Origin of the sequence: Polynucleobacter sp. 86C-FISCH, assembly GCF_018882415.1 — a bacterium.
Lineage (GTDB): Bacteria > Pseudomonadota > Gammaproteobacteria > Burkholderiales > Burkholderiaceae > Polynucleobacter.
In genome coordinates, this window is sequence record NZ_JACVOL010000001.1 from 335175 (window position 1) to 351628 (window position 16454).

The 16454-nt window shown below is 45.5% G+C and carries 16 protein-coding genes; 6 read left to right on the forward strand and 10 right to left on the reverse strand.

The genetic code is table 11. From position 1 onward, the window contains the following. Window positions 1-75: 75 nt before the first annotated feature. The 3 genes from trbB to ICN10_RS01560 form a co-directional block, all read right to left on the reverse strand. Window positions 76-1029: a P-type conjugative transfer ATPase TrbB gene (trbB, locus tag ICN10_RS01550; protein ID WP_255536780.1), complete on the reverse strand. Its 954-nt coding sequence runs from the start codon at window positions 1027-1029 to the stop codon at window positions 76-78. Between the two features lie 77 nt (window positions 1030-1106). After that, window positions 1107-3008 (reverse strand): TraI/MobA(P) family conjugative relaxase, encoded by a 1902-nt coding sequence (gene traI, locus ICN10_RS01555; protein ID WP_216211729.1) that lies wholly within the window; start codon window positions 3006-3008, stop codon window positions 1107-1109. After that, on the reverse strand, window positions 2998-3366 hold the full coding sequence (locus tag ICN10_RS01560; RefSeq protein WP_216211732.1) for a hypothetical protein: 369 nt from the start codon (window positions 3364-3366) through the stop codon (window positions 2998-3000). The genes traI and ICN10_RS01560 overlap by 11 nt, the downstream gene beginning before the upstream one ends. 458 nt (window positions 3367-3824) lie before the next feature. Between ICN10_RS01560 and ICN10_RS01565 the strand changes: the two genes are divergently transcribed. From ICN10_RS01565 to ICN10_RS01580, 4 genes are read left to right on the forward strand one after another with little or no spacing between them, the layout of a single operon-like run. Next, window positions 3825-4415: a hypothetical protein gene (locus ICN10_RS01565; RefSeq protein WP_216211734.1), complete on the forward strand. Its 591-nt coding sequence runs from the start codon at window positions 3825-3827 to the stop codon at window positions 4413-4415. Between the two features lie 25 nt (window positions 4416-4440). Further along, on the forward strand, window positions 4441-4791 hold the full coding sequence (locus ICN10_RS01570; protein ID WP_216211737.1) for a hypothetical protein: 351 nt from the start codon (window positions 4441-4443) through the stop codon (window positions 4789-4791). 18 nt (window positions 4792-4809) lie between these two features. Beyond that, window positions 4810-5568 (forward strand): hypothetical protein, encoded by a 759-nt coding sequence (locus tag ICN10_RS01575; RefSeq protein ID WP_216211740.1) that lies wholly within the window; start codon window positions 4810-4812, stop codon window positions 5566-5568. A gap of 9 nt (window positions 5569-5577) precedes the next feature. Continuing rightward, a complete protein-coding gene (locus ICN10_RS01580) occupies window positions 5578-6030 on the forward strand; it encodes a hypothetical protein (RefSeq protein ID WP_216211742.1) in 453 nt (150 codons plus the stop codon). Between the two features lie 51 nt (window positions 6031-6081). Here the strand turns inward: ICN10_RS01580 and ICN10_RS01585 are convergent, their stop codons facing one another. Then, a complete protein-coding gene (locus tag ICN10_RS01585) occupies window positions 6082-6657 on the reverse strand; it encodes a lytic transglycosylase domain-containing protein (RefSeq protein ID WP_216211745.1) in 576 nt (191 codons plus the stop codon). 124 nt (window positions 6658-6781) lie between these two features. Between ICN10_RS01585 and ICN10_RS01590 the strand changes: the two genes are divergently transcribed. After that, the gene (locus tag ICN10_RS01590) at window positions 6782-7927 is read left to right on the forward strand and encodes a site-specific integrase (RefSeq protein ID WP_216211748.1); all 1146 of its coding nucleotides are present in this window, start codon (window positions 6782-6784) and stop codon (window positions 7925-7927) included. Between the two features lie 120 nt (window positions 7928-8047). Continuing rightward, on the forward strand, window positions 8048-8359 hold the full coding sequence (locus tag ICN10_RS01595; protein ID WP_216211750.1) for a hypothetical protein: 312 nt from the start codon (window positions 8048-8050) through the stop codon (window positions 8357-8359). A gap of 1384 nt (window positions 8360-9743) precedes the next feature. Here ICN10_RS01595 and pilV read toward each other — a convergent pair. From pilV to pilO2, 6 genes are all read right to left on the reverse strand, one after another. Next, the gene (gene pilV, locus ICN10_RS01600) at window positions 9744-11135 is read right to left on the reverse strand and encodes a shufflon system plasmid conjugative transfer pilus tip adhesin PilV (protein ID WP_216211753.1); all 1392 of its coding nucleotides are present in this window, start codon (window positions 11133-11135) and stop codon (window positions 9744-9746) included. Between the two features lie 99 nt (window positions 11136-11234). Next, on the reverse strand, window positions 11235-11723 hold the full coding sequence (locus ICN10_RS01605; protein WP_216211755.1) for a hypothetical protein: 489 nt from the start codon (window positions 11721-11723) through the stop codon (window positions 11235-11237). 7 nt (window positions 11724-11730) lie between these two features. Continuing rightward, entirely contained in the window at window positions 11731-12213 is a 483-nt protein-coding gene (locus tag ICN10_RS01610; protein WP_216211758.1) for a type 4 pilus major pilin, read from the reverse strand. 59 nt (window positions 12214-12272) lie between these two features. Continuing rightward, the gene (locus ICN10_RS01615) at window positions 12273-13397 is read right to left on the reverse strand and encodes a type II secretion system F family protein (protein WP_216211760.1); all 1125 of its coding nucleotides are present in this window, start codon (window positions 13395-13397) and stop codon (window positions 12273-12275) included. Then, window positions 13394-15034 carry a GspE/PulE family protein gene (locus ICN10_RS01620; RefSeq protein ID WP_216211763.1) on the reverse strand — a complete coding sequence of 547 codons (1641 nt, stop codon included), beginning with the start codon at window positions 15032-15034 and terminating at the stop codon, window positions 13394-13396. The genes ICN10_RS01615 and ICN10_RS01620 overlap by 4 nt, the downstream gene beginning before the upstream one ends. Continuing rightward, window positions 15024-16265 (reverse strand): type 4b pilus protein PilO2, encoded by a 1242-nt coding sequence (gene pilO2 / locus ICN10_RS01625; RefSeq protein ID WP_216211766.1) that lies wholly within the window; start codon window positions 16263-16265, stop codon window positions 15024-15026. Before pilO2 ends, ICN10_RS01620 begins: the two co-directional genes overlap by 11 nt. Window positions 16266-16454 lie beyond the last annotated feature (189 nt).

A 16454-nucleotide genomic window follows, 5' to 3' on the forward strand; every position in this document is an offset into this window, starting at 1 on the left:
TGAAGTGACCCAATAAATCGGCAGCCAGGAGGAAGTTTTTGGGGGCAATCAGCCCCCAAGTCAACAACATATAAATTAGATGAGGCTGGTGACATCGAAACCCCCAGCTTGCGTCCAGCCATTGACGCGAACAATCTCATCAACCACTCGACCAGTAGCGGTGCGTTTAATTGAAACTACCAAATTAACGGCTTCAGCAATAAGCTCAGACTGGGGTTGAGGCGTGACTTCAGCAATAAGTTGTCCAACGCGAATGAGCGCTGCCCTTGCATCATTAGCATGAACAGTGCCAACACCACCAGGGTGCCCAGTATTCCATGCCTTAAGCAATGCAAGCGCACTACCATCTCGAACCTCTCCAACAATAATTCGATCCGGTCTAAGACGCATTGTTGCGCGCAATAATCTTGTCATATCAGTGTTATCGCTTGTGCGAAGAAAAACCGTATTAGGTGCATTCACTTGAAGCTCACGAGTGTCTTCAATAACAACAATGCGATGTTGCGAACTTACCTTGGCGACCGCATCAATAATCGCGTTAGCTAGAGTAGTTTTACCAGTACCAGTACCGCCAATTACCAAAATATTTGAGCGGTCTTTAGCGGCCTCTTCAATAATGCCTTTTTGACTTTCACTCATTATTCCTTTAGAAACATAATCATCCAAAGTAAAAACTAGGAGCGCTTTTTTTCGTAAAGCAAAAGATGTTTGAGCGACTAATGGTGGAATCAAAGCCTCGAATCGACTGCCATCTAAAGGCAACTCACATTCCAAAATTGGGGCTTCTGGTGTAACTACAGTCTCCAACATTCCAGCCACAGTATTTACTATTTGTTTACTTTGAATGGGGCTCATGTCGCAGATGTGTTCCATCTCGCCACCCAACCTGTCAATCCAGACTTTACCGTCTGGGTTAAGCATAATCTCAATTACCTTAGGATCCGCTAGGTAGCGCAACATATCCTCGCCAAGTGCCCGGCGCAATGCCTCCATTTGCCGATCTTTGACCTGCTGATTAGATGTACTCAAGAACGCTCCATGTCGATAGTTACAGCTAATGGCTGCAATATCCTTAATGCGCAGGGCGTTCACCTAAACATGGCCGCCTATCGCTCATTGCCCTTATCTTTTTTACCGCGTGAGCCTCCTAAACTGACTGCAGGGGTCGTGTTTCGCGGGGGTTTTTGAGCTGGATACTGACTGGCTTGTCTTTCATTACTTACGACCGATGCCAGATCCTTATCTAAAACAGTGATGCCCAGACGTGTTGCTGCTCTAGCAGCCTGTTCACGAAATGCACCACTTCCAGTTAACGTGATCCTGCCACCGTATTTCTGAGCGGCTACCTTTAGAGCTGCGTCCAAGCCCGCACCAGTCTTAATATGAACCTCGATGCGAGGCCCCGTATCGGTAAATTGTTTTTGGCCGGTTTGATTGCGATAGGTAATTCTTCTGCAACGAGCATCTACTTCTGCGTGAAGTTGAGATAGATCCATCTTTTTAAACACACCCTGCTCTTGCCCTTCAATGGCAGACTCTTTTAGTTTTTTCTCTCTTTGCTCACGATAAATAATTCCACGCAATGCCGACTGGGCGGCCGCATCTCCACTTAGCGCCTCCGTCTCTAGCCAGTTGCGCAAGACTTGATTGCGGGAGACATGGGCTGTTAAAGCCTTGCGCTCAGCTGCCTGTCTGGACAATAAGGCTTCACGCTCTTTAGCGGCCTCAAATGCAAACAACGACAAGGCAATTCCAACATCTCTTCCTTTTGATTTTGCGATGAGTCGCGCCGCTTGTCGGCGATCCTTTAAGCTAACGCGCAGAGCATTCTTTTCTAAGGCGTGTGCTTCGCGCATCTCGGTACGCAAGCTTATACGAGTTGCCTTCTTTTGGGCTTGATCAAGTTCAAATCTTTCCATCAAAATCAATCTGGCGTCGGCTCTTGCCTTAACCTTTTCCGCCCTAATATCAGCGCCCACGTCAAACGGGGCCGCCTGACCATTAAACAAAACAGGTCCTTTGTCAAACAAATGACCTCTTTTGTCAATCAAGTAAGCATTAGTTTCCAACTTCAGCGCAGAATTGCTTGGCTCATAAGGACCAAGCGCTTTCTCTAAAGCTGCTTTGGTTGCAAACCGCCCCAGCTGCGAAGCTTTGGCGGCTAGTTCAGATCCATCTTCAGCCAAGCCAATAACGATCATGCCGCTACCTTTTGGAGTGATTCTCAATCCCTGGGTGGCCAAACACTCATGAACCATTTGCCAGTTAGGATGGTCTTGGTTTAGCAACTGCTTTAAAAACATTGACGGGGAGCCCGCAACCCATCTTTGAAAAGAATCATCCCCAGAGTTTTTCTCAGACCGAATCGCAGCCTGAGTAAGTCCTGAACCATCAGAAACTAGATTGGCATCTTGTAACAAGCCTCTAGCCCTACGCTCTTTACGGCTCATTCTGACAATTTCTGTCTTGCCTTCAACTTCTAAGGCAATCCAAGGGCCATTACTGTGAGACCAGCCCTGCTCAATCTCAAGCTCCCGCATCGCTTTATCCAGCTTAAGGTAATCCCAGGCTGGGACATGGACAAGCTGAAAATCCTCGGAACGAACCCTATTAATCACTAAATGGACGTGATCATTGTCGGTGTCTCGATGAATAGCCCACACTGCATCGCACTCTTGCATACCTAGGGCCTGCATGACGTGCTTGCAAGCATTTTGAACATGCTCAGCATCCGGGTGCTCCCCTTCTTGCCAATTGAGAGCAACATGATAAAAAGGGTTGGAGCGGATTCCATGGTTATTCGAAACCATGGAATCCCATAACTCAGCCACGTCTTTTCGGTCTTGTGCGGTGATCAGATTGGCATCGAGATTGATCGCCCCCATCTCTGGAGTGCCAAATTGAATAAGCTCATTCGCCTGATCAGCCCCATCCCTGCCCAAATAGGCTAGAACCTTTTGGGCTGAAACTACCCCGCCTTTAGAAAGTCCGATAACTTTAGCCAACATCGGACCGATCCTGATCACCCTTAAAACCTTTGCCATCTAAATTCTTAGCAACGCCTAAGAGGGTATGCATTGCCGACCAATATTGGCGCTTTTCACTTGTCGTCCAATTGGAATCCTTTGGATACAAATGCTTGAGCATTGATCCAATGCGCCTTAATTCAGCGGCAGCCTGCTGGTCTGTTTTTGATGGAACCTGCAAACCCAGTGCACAGTTTCTCAAAAAAACAGATGGTGCTAGCCCAGCCTTGGCGCTGGTTTTAACGATGGCTGCGGCTGCTGCCTCAGTAAACCGCACTGTTACTCGCTTCACTTTGTTTTTCTTGGCGTGAATTTTTTTGTCTGTAACTTGCTTTTTCATGGGCATCACCTTGTTGGTTGTCATACCCTAAATGCGCAAACCATTCACCCCCTTTGCGGTAAATAGATTTTTTTTTGGGAGCCATTCGGCTAAAAACGTCCGTGCAGCGTCCGAAATCCCAAACGAATGTAATTCGTACAAGGTATGGGTTTGTCTGCCATTCCGTACGTAGCTCGGACGCTACGCTGCCGATCTTCTACGAAATGTGGACAAACCCCCTTGGTCAGGCTACGCCCGACACCCATCTTTCACCATGAAAAATAATATTTTTCATCCAAACCATTCCTGTAAATGGTTTTGGTTCCAGAGAACTGCGCCGCGCTTCGCTTGTTGCAGTTTGAAAAACCCTAAAACTCCCAACTTAAAGCGCAAATTAGCCAACCCCAAAAAAACCAAAAGCAAGAGGGTGAATGGTTTGCGCATTTAGGGTATGACCAATGTGTAGCTAGGAGTTTTAGATGGAAAAACAAAACGACGACGATCAAATTCAATTAACTCCAGAAGAACATGCGAGACAAACCCGCTCATGGCAGGCCGGAGACATTGCTTTAGTCAAACTATCAGTTGCCATGCGCAAAGCGAGGGAAGCCAAAACTAACCGTGAATTGGCTAGGGCTAGGATATCCATTCAAGAAACCCTGATCCGCGGGATGATTGCCGAAGGAGCTCAATGGGCAGTGGTTTTAGAGCACCTTGAAAAAGCAATGCCAGAGATTCCTTCCGGGGACTTGTTTAAGGCTTTAGAGGCTCTAAGAAAACGCATCCTGAGGGAGCGCCAAAAGACTGAGGAGGAATTGGAGCAAAAGCCACCTGGCACTATCACTCAAAAGCCTAAATCAGAACCCCTTCGCGACCCAAAAACTATCGATTTCATAAATGGTAGGTCAGATGACCCCCGAAAGGAGCCCGATAAACCCGCGCTAATGGGGGAGGGTACTGTAGCCGGCGGTTCAGATCGCCAACCAGGCGAAAGCACAGCCGACTATGAACTTCGCAAAAGCCTTGAACCTGATCCAAAGGGGCGTCAACGTTTTATTGGCGAACACTAATTACTAATCTTACAAAGGAATCAAAATGAAAGCTGCAATATTTGTTACACCAATCCTTACTTTACTTTTAAATGCGGGGCTGGCGCAGGCTAATGAACCTATCTTGGTCCAGGATGGCAGCCAAGTGAGAGTCTCAAATGAGAGCATCAATCGTCTTTTAACCCCCTTCAAAAATGTTGGTGTTATTTGCGACGATAACCAAGCAATGGTTACGCCAAAGGACTCCGTGGTATTTTTCAGGCTAAAAAATGACAGGCGGGCTTTGATTTATGTGTTCGACAAAACACAACCAATACCAGCCAGCGGTGGAATTGGGATCGAATTAATCCCCGCACCAATCAGCGCCGTAACTCTCGCAGTGAAACCAAACCAATAATTTAATAGGAATAAAAAAATGCTTAAAACATACATTATCGATGGCGATAAAGGTGGCGTTGGGAAAAGCTTGGCCGCTAGGGCTTTAGTACATCACTTCATAAGCAAACCCGAGGGTGAACGTCCCAAGGTTGCGGTTTATGATGCAGATCTTAGCAATCCAGATGTTTGCGGTGACGGGGGTCTTACAACCGATGCGTCTTTGGGGATCATCGCCGCAAACTTAATTGACTTATCCACCGAGAATGGTTGGATTGAGTTCGCCGGCCTAGTCTCCAAGCTCACAGCTGCAGCACAAACCACTGAAGTGCGCTGCATTGTGAATATGCCAGCGCAAATTGGAACAAGGGCGTTTGATGGCTCTATTCCCATTGTTAATGAGGTTTTGCGGGAAGCCAACGCAATTCCTGTTTGGTTACTAAGTCGCACTCAAGAAAGCCTCAGATCACTCGCATATCGAATTCGCAACATGCCATCTAGATATGAGCAAGGCCTCGTCATTAAAAATCTTTTCTTTGGCTCCACGGACAAATTCATGTTATGGGAAAAAGATGAGTTGCATGATCTTGTAACCGGTGGTGGATGGCTGGAAACTGAACTGCCTGAGCTTAATGATTCATTGACAGTAATGATCGGCCGGAGGCCATTTCATGAAGTACTTTACAAAGGCCTTAATGGCAGACCATTGGAGCTGGGATACCGCCTCGCTTTGCAATCGTGGCTTGAAAGGGCGGCGGCATCAACAGCAGTAGTTGATCAACTCGAAAAAACGGAATAAGGGGGGTGTATGGCTTATCCAATCGCTGAAAAGATATTTGAGCGCTGCCTTGGCGCTCCACTCAATACGGGGCAAGAGGTTGAAGTTCGGGAATTGCTTAAGGCGATGAATGATGCTGGCTGGCCGGTTGAGGAGCCCACATCAGCAGCCCTGATTTCAATAGTTGCCTTCTTTTATGCAAGAGCACCAAACCCCGTAGATACGGCTATAGCAATGCAACAAATGACCAATGTTTTAGAGGAAACTACTCGCAAAGTACTGCAAGAGCAAATTAAACCAGTCATTCATCTTGATTTTTTAGAGACCTTTAAGAAGACCTTTTTAACAGCGCTTACTGCCGCTATTTCTAGAACCTCATTAATCGTGGTTGGGGTACTGATTGCGCTTACTGCATACGGCACACATCAACTAGATGCTAAGTATTTTCTAAATCAAACGATCACACCTGTGAACCTACGTTAAAAATCTGTGAATTTGTGAATTCCAAAGGTAATTTCTAATGATCAAGCAGTTTTACTTTTCATACTCTCTAAAACGCCTATAAACATATAGGACATTATTTACATAAGCCTGTGTCTCTGGATATGGTGGAATTCCACCATATTTCCTCACTGCGCCTGGTCCAGCATTGTAGGCAGCAATTGCCAATGGCCAATTTTTAAACGTGTACCATTGCGCAGCCAAATAATGAGCACCTGTAGCAAGACTTTGCCTTGAATCCCAAAGATTATCGGGATGCTGACCTAAGCTCATGGCTGTACTTGGAATCACTTGAGTAAGGCCCCTAGCACCAGCCCTACTGAGCGCTTGAGGGTTGTATGCAGATTCCACTGCGACTAGTGCTTTTAACAGGGCTGGCTCCATTTTTTCCTGGAGTGCTGCCTGAGTGATTAATGGCTCGATTGCCCAGTAGCGACCGACAATTTGATTGCAGCCGTTACCCCGAAAACGAGAGTCACTTTGTAGGCAACGCACCAACCCCTCTATTCCAGAAGTTTGAGCATGGACGACTGATGAACCAATTGGAACTGTAGCCACCAAAATTATGGCCAATATTGCCGCCCTTGCAAATAAAGTTATTTGTTTCATGAGTGATTTTTTATTCTTACCAGTAACGCCTTTAATGCGCACAGCGTTTACCACAAAAAATCTATGGGGGCTAAAATTTAGAGCTGGGGTATATCGTAGTTTCCATATAACCCTAAGGTGAAAAATGAAGATAGTAAAGAATTCAACCCTTGCGCTTGCTCTTGCGCATTACAAACAAAAAGTATCGATCTTAAAAAAGGGTTACGAACAAGAGCGATACAGATTAAAGAAAATTTCTGATTCGTTCCTAGGAAATAAAAAGGTTAGCACCGTTACCAGTGTTGATATCGCCACTTACCGAGATCAAAGACTACAAGCCATAAATGAGCGCACCATGAAACCGATTTCTGCGGCGACAGTGCGACTTGAGCTATCGCTTCTATCTAATTTTTTTGATATTGCAAAAATTGAATGGGGATTATGTAACAGCAACCCCGTAGTGAAAGTTCGCAAACCAAAAGCTCCACCGGGCCGTGATCGCCGACTTACCACAAGAGAAGACCGGCAAATTCTACGGTACTGCTTTGGGCATACTAACAAAGAATTTTATTCAATTGTTGTTATTGCTTTAGAAACCGCCATGCGGCAAGGCGAAATACTAGGATTGCATTGGGAAAATATTAACCTTAGGTCCAGAATTGCCCATCTTCCGGAAACAAAAAATGGCAGTAAGCGCGATGTGCCCCTCTCCATAAAGGCTCGGGATGCGTTGATAAGGTTAGGTCCCAAACCAAAAGGCAAGGTTTTTACTTACACTTCAAATGGGCTTAAGTCCACATGGAGATTTATGATTCAAAAACTAAAGATTGTGGATCCTCCGCATTTTCATGATCTACGACATGAGGCCGTTAGTCGGCTTTTTGAATTGGGTACTTTTGACATAATGGAGGTGGCGGCAATTAGTGGCCATAAAAGCTTATCAATGCTTAAGCGCTACACTCATTTAAAAGCGGCTAGACTTGTTAAAAAACTGGAAGGCATCAAACACAAAGGCAAGCAAGCAATTCTGGACTGTTTAGTTCCATATCCAGCAACTCTTCATAATACGAAGGATTGGTTTCAAATTAAGTTGCTAGATTTTGATAATTTAGTTGCGAGGGGATCCTGCAAGGAGACGGCAATTGAAAACGCTCAAAACACATTATTGCGGTTCATTTTGCAGTCAATGAGGGCGTCAAAAAAGATACCTCTACCGGATCAATATCTAGAATTGGTGAACGAAAAGAACATTATTATGATTGATCCATTGGGTGCCAGCTACACCGATTGATACAATATTTTTGAGAAAGAATGAACTAAATAATGATCTAACCCCCCGATAACCTTGGGTTAGATCGTGAAGGTTAGTGTGTGATGAGTTTATAAACCACTCTTTTTTTGCCAATCCGGGGTGTGGAAAAAACAATTTAATGGAACTCTTAGAAGAGTTCAGGGAGAGGTTGGTAATTTGGCTGGTGATGGAAGTTTTGCCGCATGTAACGACGATGAAGTTGTAGTTGGAGGAGGTGGGTATTGCACCCCGTGGAACCCAGGAAATCCAAATCTTTACCCAACTCTTATTGCAAGTTGGCCAGCTTACGTAGGCGAAACAATTTGGTTTTCTGGAATTACTGCTACCAAGAATGGATGGGTTGCGGATTGCAATGGACAGCCTCCAAATGGCGGCATTGCGGTGGCCTATGTTGCCTGCATGAAACCATGATTGCCAATCCGGAGTGTGGAAGGGTGGGTCTAGTAAAGTTACTTATGTTTATAAGGGTTTGACATACGCTGGATCTGCTAGTCTTATAAATAATTACGGCACCAGCTTATTTGTTGTGGCTTCTGGCGGCCATCAAAACCATTATTGCGGTAACAATAATTATGATTTAAATGCTTATGTTGATGGGTTATGGGTAAGCGGCGCATCCAACACTTGGCAGGGCGGATATAAAACGACTAGCACTTCTTTTTTGGTGCCGGCAGGATCGTCTTATACGGTAACTTCGAGCCCATACAATTGCGGGATCGGTCAAATTTTATTAAGTGCCGCGATCTTTTAATCATTAGTTGCCAATCCGGGGTCTGGAAGCCACCACCTTTTAGCTACAGTACCTTAAGCTTTTATCAAGGCTATACAAACCAAACCACCAATATGGGACCTCATCGATTATGTGTTCTTTCCACTGTTGGAGTAAGGGCCAATTGCGGAAATCAATCAAGCGTGTATTTATCCGGAAATAATTGGTATCTTTTTGAAAGCCAGTGCGGTGATGATGTTTCATGGTCAGCGGCCACATGTTTTGATTAGCTTGCCAATCCGGGGTTTGGAGTAAACAAGGCGGAGAAGATCAAGGGACGGTTTGTGGCTTATCAACAAATAATGGGGGAACTGGCTCGACCTGCCTGGGCGTTAATACAACCTGGGGTTGTCCTCCAAATTACACCTGGAACGCTTGGCTTATTGGAGGCATTGGCAATGGATTTATGACTTATTGCACCCACAATTAGATCGAGGCTACTCTTGCCAATCCGGGGTGTGGAAAGGAAACTCAGTCAAGGGTCTTGGTTTGGGCGGAGAAACTTGGCACGACGTGACAGCTTCAAGGGGATATGGATTAACTTACACGAACAGCCTTAGCTATCCAATTTTGGTTTTGGTTTCTTACACGGCCACAGCAGGTTCAACTACATATGCCAATGTAAATGGAGCTACTATCCAATTCAGCGGAGCTCACGCTACAACGGAACGAGACAATCTGTCATTCATAGTTCCCCCAAACTCTACATATAGCGTTACTCGACTCTTCGGCGATTACATCGAAAATTGGTCAGAGCTTTATTGATAATCTTGCCAATCCGGAGTTTGGAAAAATCCTGGCACTTCATTTGGTGGCGCTTATATGGTTGGTGGATGGAATACCAATGGCTCATGTTGGAGTGCAAACTTACAAACAGGAGGTTGTTCTTGTCCTGCCGGTTACTCCGGGACATGGATGGGCGGCTGGAATTACTTCGGGAGCGGAGAAATATACTCAGTCGTTTGCCAACGTTAGTTTTGCAATTAAAAAGTTGGAATTCACATTGGGGCAAACATCATGAAAGCATTAGGATTGGTACAGCTCCTGCCAGTTATAAACCCCCTGGCCACTATTGAGCTGGTAAGTAGCCCCAGGCGGCACAAGAATGAAGGCACCGCCGTAGGATCCGCAACCATTGAACTGCCATTGGAAAAATGACACTAAAGCACCATTAACATAGCCTTGAATGGCAGAAGTCGTTGCGCACGTAGCTGTGGCTGAAACAGCTATTGGGTAATTGTAGGGATTTATATACTGCGTGTTAAATCTGCGTGCGCCTGTCATGTTGTGCCAAGTTTCTCCGCCCAAACCAAGACCCTTGACTGAGTTTCCTTTCCACACCCCGGATTGGCAAGAAAGTGTCAAGCCCGTGGCGTCTTGCGCAATCGAGCCATTAGGTGAGCAGCCATTGCCTGCGGTAGCGACCAAACTTGGCACAAAAGTGTTCGCAGTCATTCTTCCTGGAATCACAACATTGCCTGCAGCGTCTTGTGTAACGACCTTGTTCCAAGCGCCCCACCCTACACCAGCCGTCCCGGATTGTTGCACGCGAATATATTTAGATCCGACGTGGGCACCTGTCATCGGCGCTGCAGTTTGCACTGCGTAATAATTTGCCCCATTAACGTGGCGTTGAATATTTACGAAGAACCAATCACCAGTCGGGGCATTAGCCATACCCGCACCGTTAACGCAAGATTGTGTACCAGGGTTTCCTTCCAATACGTTCAGGTCACCGTAATATCCCGGACAAGCAGTGTTACTTACCCAGATGTTATTTTGACAAGTCAAACTAAGGCCAGTGCCATCCTGGGCAAAGGCTCCATTAGTCGAGCAAGCACCACCATTGGTTTGAGTAGATGCCATAATTATTGGCGTATTCATCGTATTAAGGCTGGCATTGCCCACGTTATTTCTATACAAATAATTGCTAACAAACTGCCCATTGCTAAAAGTAAGCAATGAAGCCAAATTACCACCAGAAATTCCGGTATAACCAGCTGTTGATACATTCCAACCACCATATGCCCCTTGGGCAATTGAAGTAGCGGATGGCCAAGTTCCTGAATCATTTTTTGGTATGAAGCCTCCCGAAGCCCCAATTAAGGATGCAATTTTTGAGGCGATTTCATCAGGTAAAGCAGTGCCACCTATACCTAGTGCCAGCACTTGTAAATTACCAGTACTTGGCTCTAAAACCTGGGCCTGCCAAGTTTGGCCATATGGATTGGCTCCAGAAAAAGTTGTGGGTAATAACTTAACCGCGGGGGCCTTAAGCATTGCCACAGTTATTACTGCTGGTGTTGTGGGTGTTGCGAGAGCACTAACAGCGCTAGAGTACTGTGTTATGTAGGACTGAACGGCAACATTAAATTCTCGAGCTTGCCCTGCAGTTGCAGCCACTCTCTGATTGGTCATGCTCTGATTGTTGTAATTCATGAACATTATTGCCGCGCCGACCACTAAGAGACTGGCAAAAAGAGAACCCAAAAGTTCGCGCATAGGGATAATTCCAGATTAAAGATCTAGTGTGATTACAGAAACAATATTGCCCGGGAGAATCAGTGTTGGGAGAAGAATTGAGGTATTGCCCAAACCAACAGCGACACTGCTCCAAGTCGGCCCTGATGACACTCCAAATGAGGCGTCATTACCTGCGGCTTGAGCTGCCTCAAAAGCAACGCTCTGATTAAAGGTTCCGTAACAAATAATGGCCCGGCCATTTCTGCCTCCAGTATTCACTATGACATTGCCAACCCTTTGCAAAAAATCTGTAGAAAAGGGTCGGCCTGTCGATAGCAATACATTGTTAGGAATGACTCCAATAAAGCCAGGGTTATTTTGCCAGTAACTCATTACCGCATCACGATAGGCCAAAAATGCTTGTCCATCGTTTCTTGATTTTGCTTGCGTTGAGTTTATTGCTGTAACACTCGCCTGGCTGCTAAAAAGCGCCAGCAAGCCCATGGTCACCACGCTAAAAATAAGAGGGGCAAAATAACCCATGGATTAATTAACGTCCAAAAGTAAATACAAGTGAATTTGCATCGCTTGAGCAAAGTGGTGTTACTACCGCTGGATCCGCTGGTAGCGCTACGCTTGTACCGTTAATAGCAAGGCCACCCAAACCACCAAGAGATGTAGCCATCTTGACGCATGCATCGCTAGGCACTGATGGTTCAGTTACATCAAATAATCCAGCATTACCACTATTAGCTGCGACCGTAACTATTCCTCGCCATGGATTCATTAATTGAGTACCTGAAATCATCGAAGAGGGTGCTAGTTTGCCGGCAATAATGACTGACGGCGTTAGGTTTGTGAAGGTGGTATGGCTGGCGTAAACACTTTGTACTGAACCCACCATTGCTGTAAGGTCGGTAAAGGCCTGGGAAGACTTATTGGTGCTGGTGACGCTGTTATAAATCAAGACCGCGCCAATCAAACCAATTACTACAATTAATGCTGAAAATAAACTACCGAGTAAGTCACGCATTTGCTTCTCCTAAAGTAAAAAACTACAAGTTAAAAAACTACAACTACAACTACTACAAACTACTTTGCGAGCATGCCAACTTGATTTGAGAGGTCTTGGACCGCCAAAATCAAAAGAGCCATACCAAAAATCATTACAAATTCAAAAATTGCTGAAACTTTTTTTGCAAGGGTTAAAGTGCGCTCTTCGATTTGCTTGGCCCACTGCTCAACAAGCGTGATGATTCGCTTCGGAAAATTAGCAAATCCATAAAGCGCTACGATGGACTCGTTAATTTCTGGGGAGGGGAAATTCATCGACAGTCCATCCGCTTGTATTGGCGTAATAAGAGCGTCACCTAGGCTCATGCCGCCACTATGTAAACGATGGAACAACAAAGTTAAGCGCTCGCGCAAATAAGGTGTTGCCTCTTTTGATTGCGTCTTTAAGATGGTCACATCGGAGATCCCCGATGCAAGCAGAGTTGTAAAAATCATGAGCCATTGATACCCAACCAGATCTCTGTAGTAGCTCCACGGGAAATATTGTTCGGCAACCAATCGAGAGGGGCCAGTCCATCTCGGCAGCGTATAAAAAATTGCAGCAATAAAAACAATGATGCCTATCGGAATACTTAAGGCCCAGTAGGAATTTATAAAAGAACTGACTTTGTACAGAGCGCTCACCAACCCTTGGGCTTGGGCCTCTGGTACCGCCATAGTGAGTTGCGGAATGACAGCGCTTGCCAAATACCAAAGCACCGCGACTGCAATTAGCAAATGACCTACAGAGCTAGCTAAGCCTTGGCGTAAAGTTTGAGTAAGTCTATGTTTGCGGGCTTGCTGCTCAAGAATCAGCGAGAGAGCAAACGGTAGCCTACTACTTAGTTCACCTGCCGAAATAATAATAATTTCATTTTCCGGCACTAGGCCACGCAGGCTTTGTGCGAAAGTATCACCGTTTTTTAAGCGCGAAATAATTACCGCAATAAGTTTTGCATAGCCAGGACGCTTTTGACGCACCATCCTGTCTTGAAAGAATTTCAGCGAAGTTTCAAGCGCTATATCGTTAGCCACTTGGTCACTCAAATGTTGGTAAAAAGGCTCTCTAATACGCCAGGCAAGGCTTTTCGGCTCCAATGAGCGTAATGATCCTTTTGCCGATTTAAATCTTGCAATTAACGCGGAGAGGCCAGAAGTACTCATATAGATGACGTTGCATCCTTCGGCAATAATGAAATGCGTCCTATGGCCTCTTCAACCGCCCGCGGATCTATAAGCCCAGAAAATACTTTTTCAAGCGCTTGATCAAAAATTGGCAAATCGGCATCCAGTCTTGCGCGATAATTTTTTCTGGCGACAGATGTGCCATGATTGATAAAGTCCGCCATAAGCTCCTCATCACAGACCACAACTTCTGCGATGGCAAAACGCCCTGAGCTGCCGGTGAAATTGCATTTCTCACAACCACCCTCTTTAAATAAGAAAACATTCTCGAGTGAGCCACGGCTTCTAAGTGCCTTAATTAATCGGCTACTAATGTTGTTATTTTGGCCGTCGGCGAAAGAGGTTTTGCAGTGTTCACACAGTTTTGGCACTAGGCGCTGCGCAATGAGTCCACGAATAATTTCAGCATCGCAAAAACACTTGCGTGCAAGTAAAACCTGATCCATCAACTCCATGCGGTCAACAATCGTGAACGGGCATGGCGCATGAATTGTGCTCCAGGCCTGATGGCCCGTTAGAGCGGCTTCAATTACCGACATAGCCACGGCGGGACCTCGAATCTCTCCTAAGAAGAGGGTTTTCGGGGCCATGCGCAAAGCGCCACGCACTAGGTTGGCAAATTCTATACCAACCTCTTCGTCGTTTTTTGCATTGGTGATAACCATCTGGACAGCCCAAGCCATTGGGTTTTCAACTGGATCTTCAACGCATACCTGCCGGCAATAAGGTCGAATTCTGGCTAGCTCTTGCAGTATCTGAAACAGTGTTGATGTTTTGCCTGAGCCAGTCGGACCGCTAATGACTACAACGCCAGAAGGCGAATTCATTAGCAGGTCAATTTTTTCAATTTGATCTGCGCTATAACCCATCTCTTTAAGTGCAAATTTTCCAGCTGGTCTAGGAGGGAAAGACAATGCTGGTAGGCCGGCTTCCTTTTGGTGACCTGATAGGTACTGGAGGCGTATGGTCATAAAGCTTCCACCATCAGCACCCAAAGAAAATGCAGGGCCTCTAAAAATACGGCAGGAGGCTAGGCGACACTCAGGCGGAAACTCCGACCCAGAAATCTGAGCATTTTGATATGCCAACTCTTCAAACATTGCAGCTTTAGTTTGCGCAATGCCTTGAAAAATTGCCCGGGCAATAGCGTTACCTTCGGCATGAAACAAGGTTGCAAACTGATAAAGCTTGCTTTGTATTTCAAATTGAATGTCAGTATGGGTTCCTCGCATCATGAGATGAATATCTGAGGCGCCGTACTTTCCGGCGGTGGCAATTAAATCAACGGCATAGCTGCGAACCATTAGATCAGATTTCTCCATCGATAATTTTTGAGTAAAGCCCTGCTCGCGTAGGGTTGCAATGTGTGCTATTTCGCATATTTGCACCTCTATTTCGGCACGTCTTTTGTTTCGCGCGATCCAACTTAAAAAGTACGGGTGCCCGCTAGTCCGCTTATCCGTATAGATCACCTTTTGCGATTCATCAATTGCCACTTTGTCAAGCAATCGAATGGGGAGTGGGTCAAAACTATGGGCACTACGAGCAATCCCGTTGGCAACGAAACCATCAGGTGGCTCAATAAGCGCTTTGCGAGGAGATAATTTAAAGTCCATAAATCACCCCCTCCAGCTTGAACCCTTGGTCATCAGTCAGACTACTGCTGAGCCTCTGGATCCGCATACCTGGTACCTCGCTAAAATCAATTGCAAATGGGCTTGTTTTACTCGTGATAACAAAACTGGTTTTTTGTAAGCCGGCAATTGCTGGCGTAATAGAATTGGGTCCACTAGTTTGACCGGGCAAAGGCGCAGCTTGTGAGTTATTACTGTTCCCAAGTTCCATTGTTAACCCTAGGCTTTGCGCGATAAAACGCAGCTTTAAAGCGTTCTCCGTTAAGCCGCTTGGGTTTAGGGTCTTTTCTGATTGCTGATCTCCGGCAAATTCCAAGGAAGCCGTATGCAGCACTTCCGTTCCGTCTGCATTAAGAACGCCTTCAGGTCGATCTTTTACAGTTGCGCCAGGTGCTATCTTCCAGCTTGCGCTAAAAGTAGCATCCTGACAGCTAACAGAGCCAAGCCTCCAGCCGTATTGATTTAATGGGAGGTTAAATAATTTTGCCTTACAGGCCTCTAACCATTGATTCGGCAAGGGCTGATTTAAAGGAGCCAGTGCTTTTAATTTCGTGGCTCTATCTTGTTCTGCACGTAATTTCAGCGCTTGCTCATGCGCGACCCTTTCAGACTCTTTAACTTGCCAATAGGCAATACCTGCGCTTAGCATACAAAGTGTTAATACACCTATTAGCAACGGTAATCGAACCTTGATATTGCGGGCAATATTTTTGATGGGCACCAGTTTTGCTTTTGGAATTTCGTGGCGGGATTCTTTTTCAATCGTCTGATCGAGTAATGCCTCCAAATATTCGAGATCACCCTCTGAAACATTCCAATCACTAAAACTTGCATGCAAGTTTCTAATTTGTTCAATTTCTTCTTGGGTACCAACTACATCACCGTCAGGCAATATTGAGTAGCCGTCGCGAACTGCCAAATACCAGTACCGACCATTCCCTAGATTGAAAATTCCATACCAAGGCTCCATATTTGCATGAGCCAGTTTTGCTGCCAAGCTATAGACTTTTGGCCTAAAAAATTTTTTACCTGAATCAACTAAAGACTCATCACTAAAACCAACCTGAGTTGATAATTCAGCAAATCGTAGTCCGTAAGCCAGCGCTCCAAAATGGTTCGCTTCCGCTTTAATTTCTTGAGTGGTAGGCTTAGCATCAAATGCTTGCCACTGCATCCCCAACATCCATTGTGTTTTTTTAAACTGAAGAATCATTTGACCGCTCCTTGGCTAAATGCACAAAGCTTTCGATCTACTTTTAAAAGCATCTTATTTAACAACCTCTCCTCTTTTAGATTCTTTGGAAATCGTGTTGCGTTCGATAAAATCCAATGCACAAGAAAGAGCTCATCCTTATTAAAGGTGATGGAGGTAGATTCCAATTTCTGTTTGGTCATAAATTTT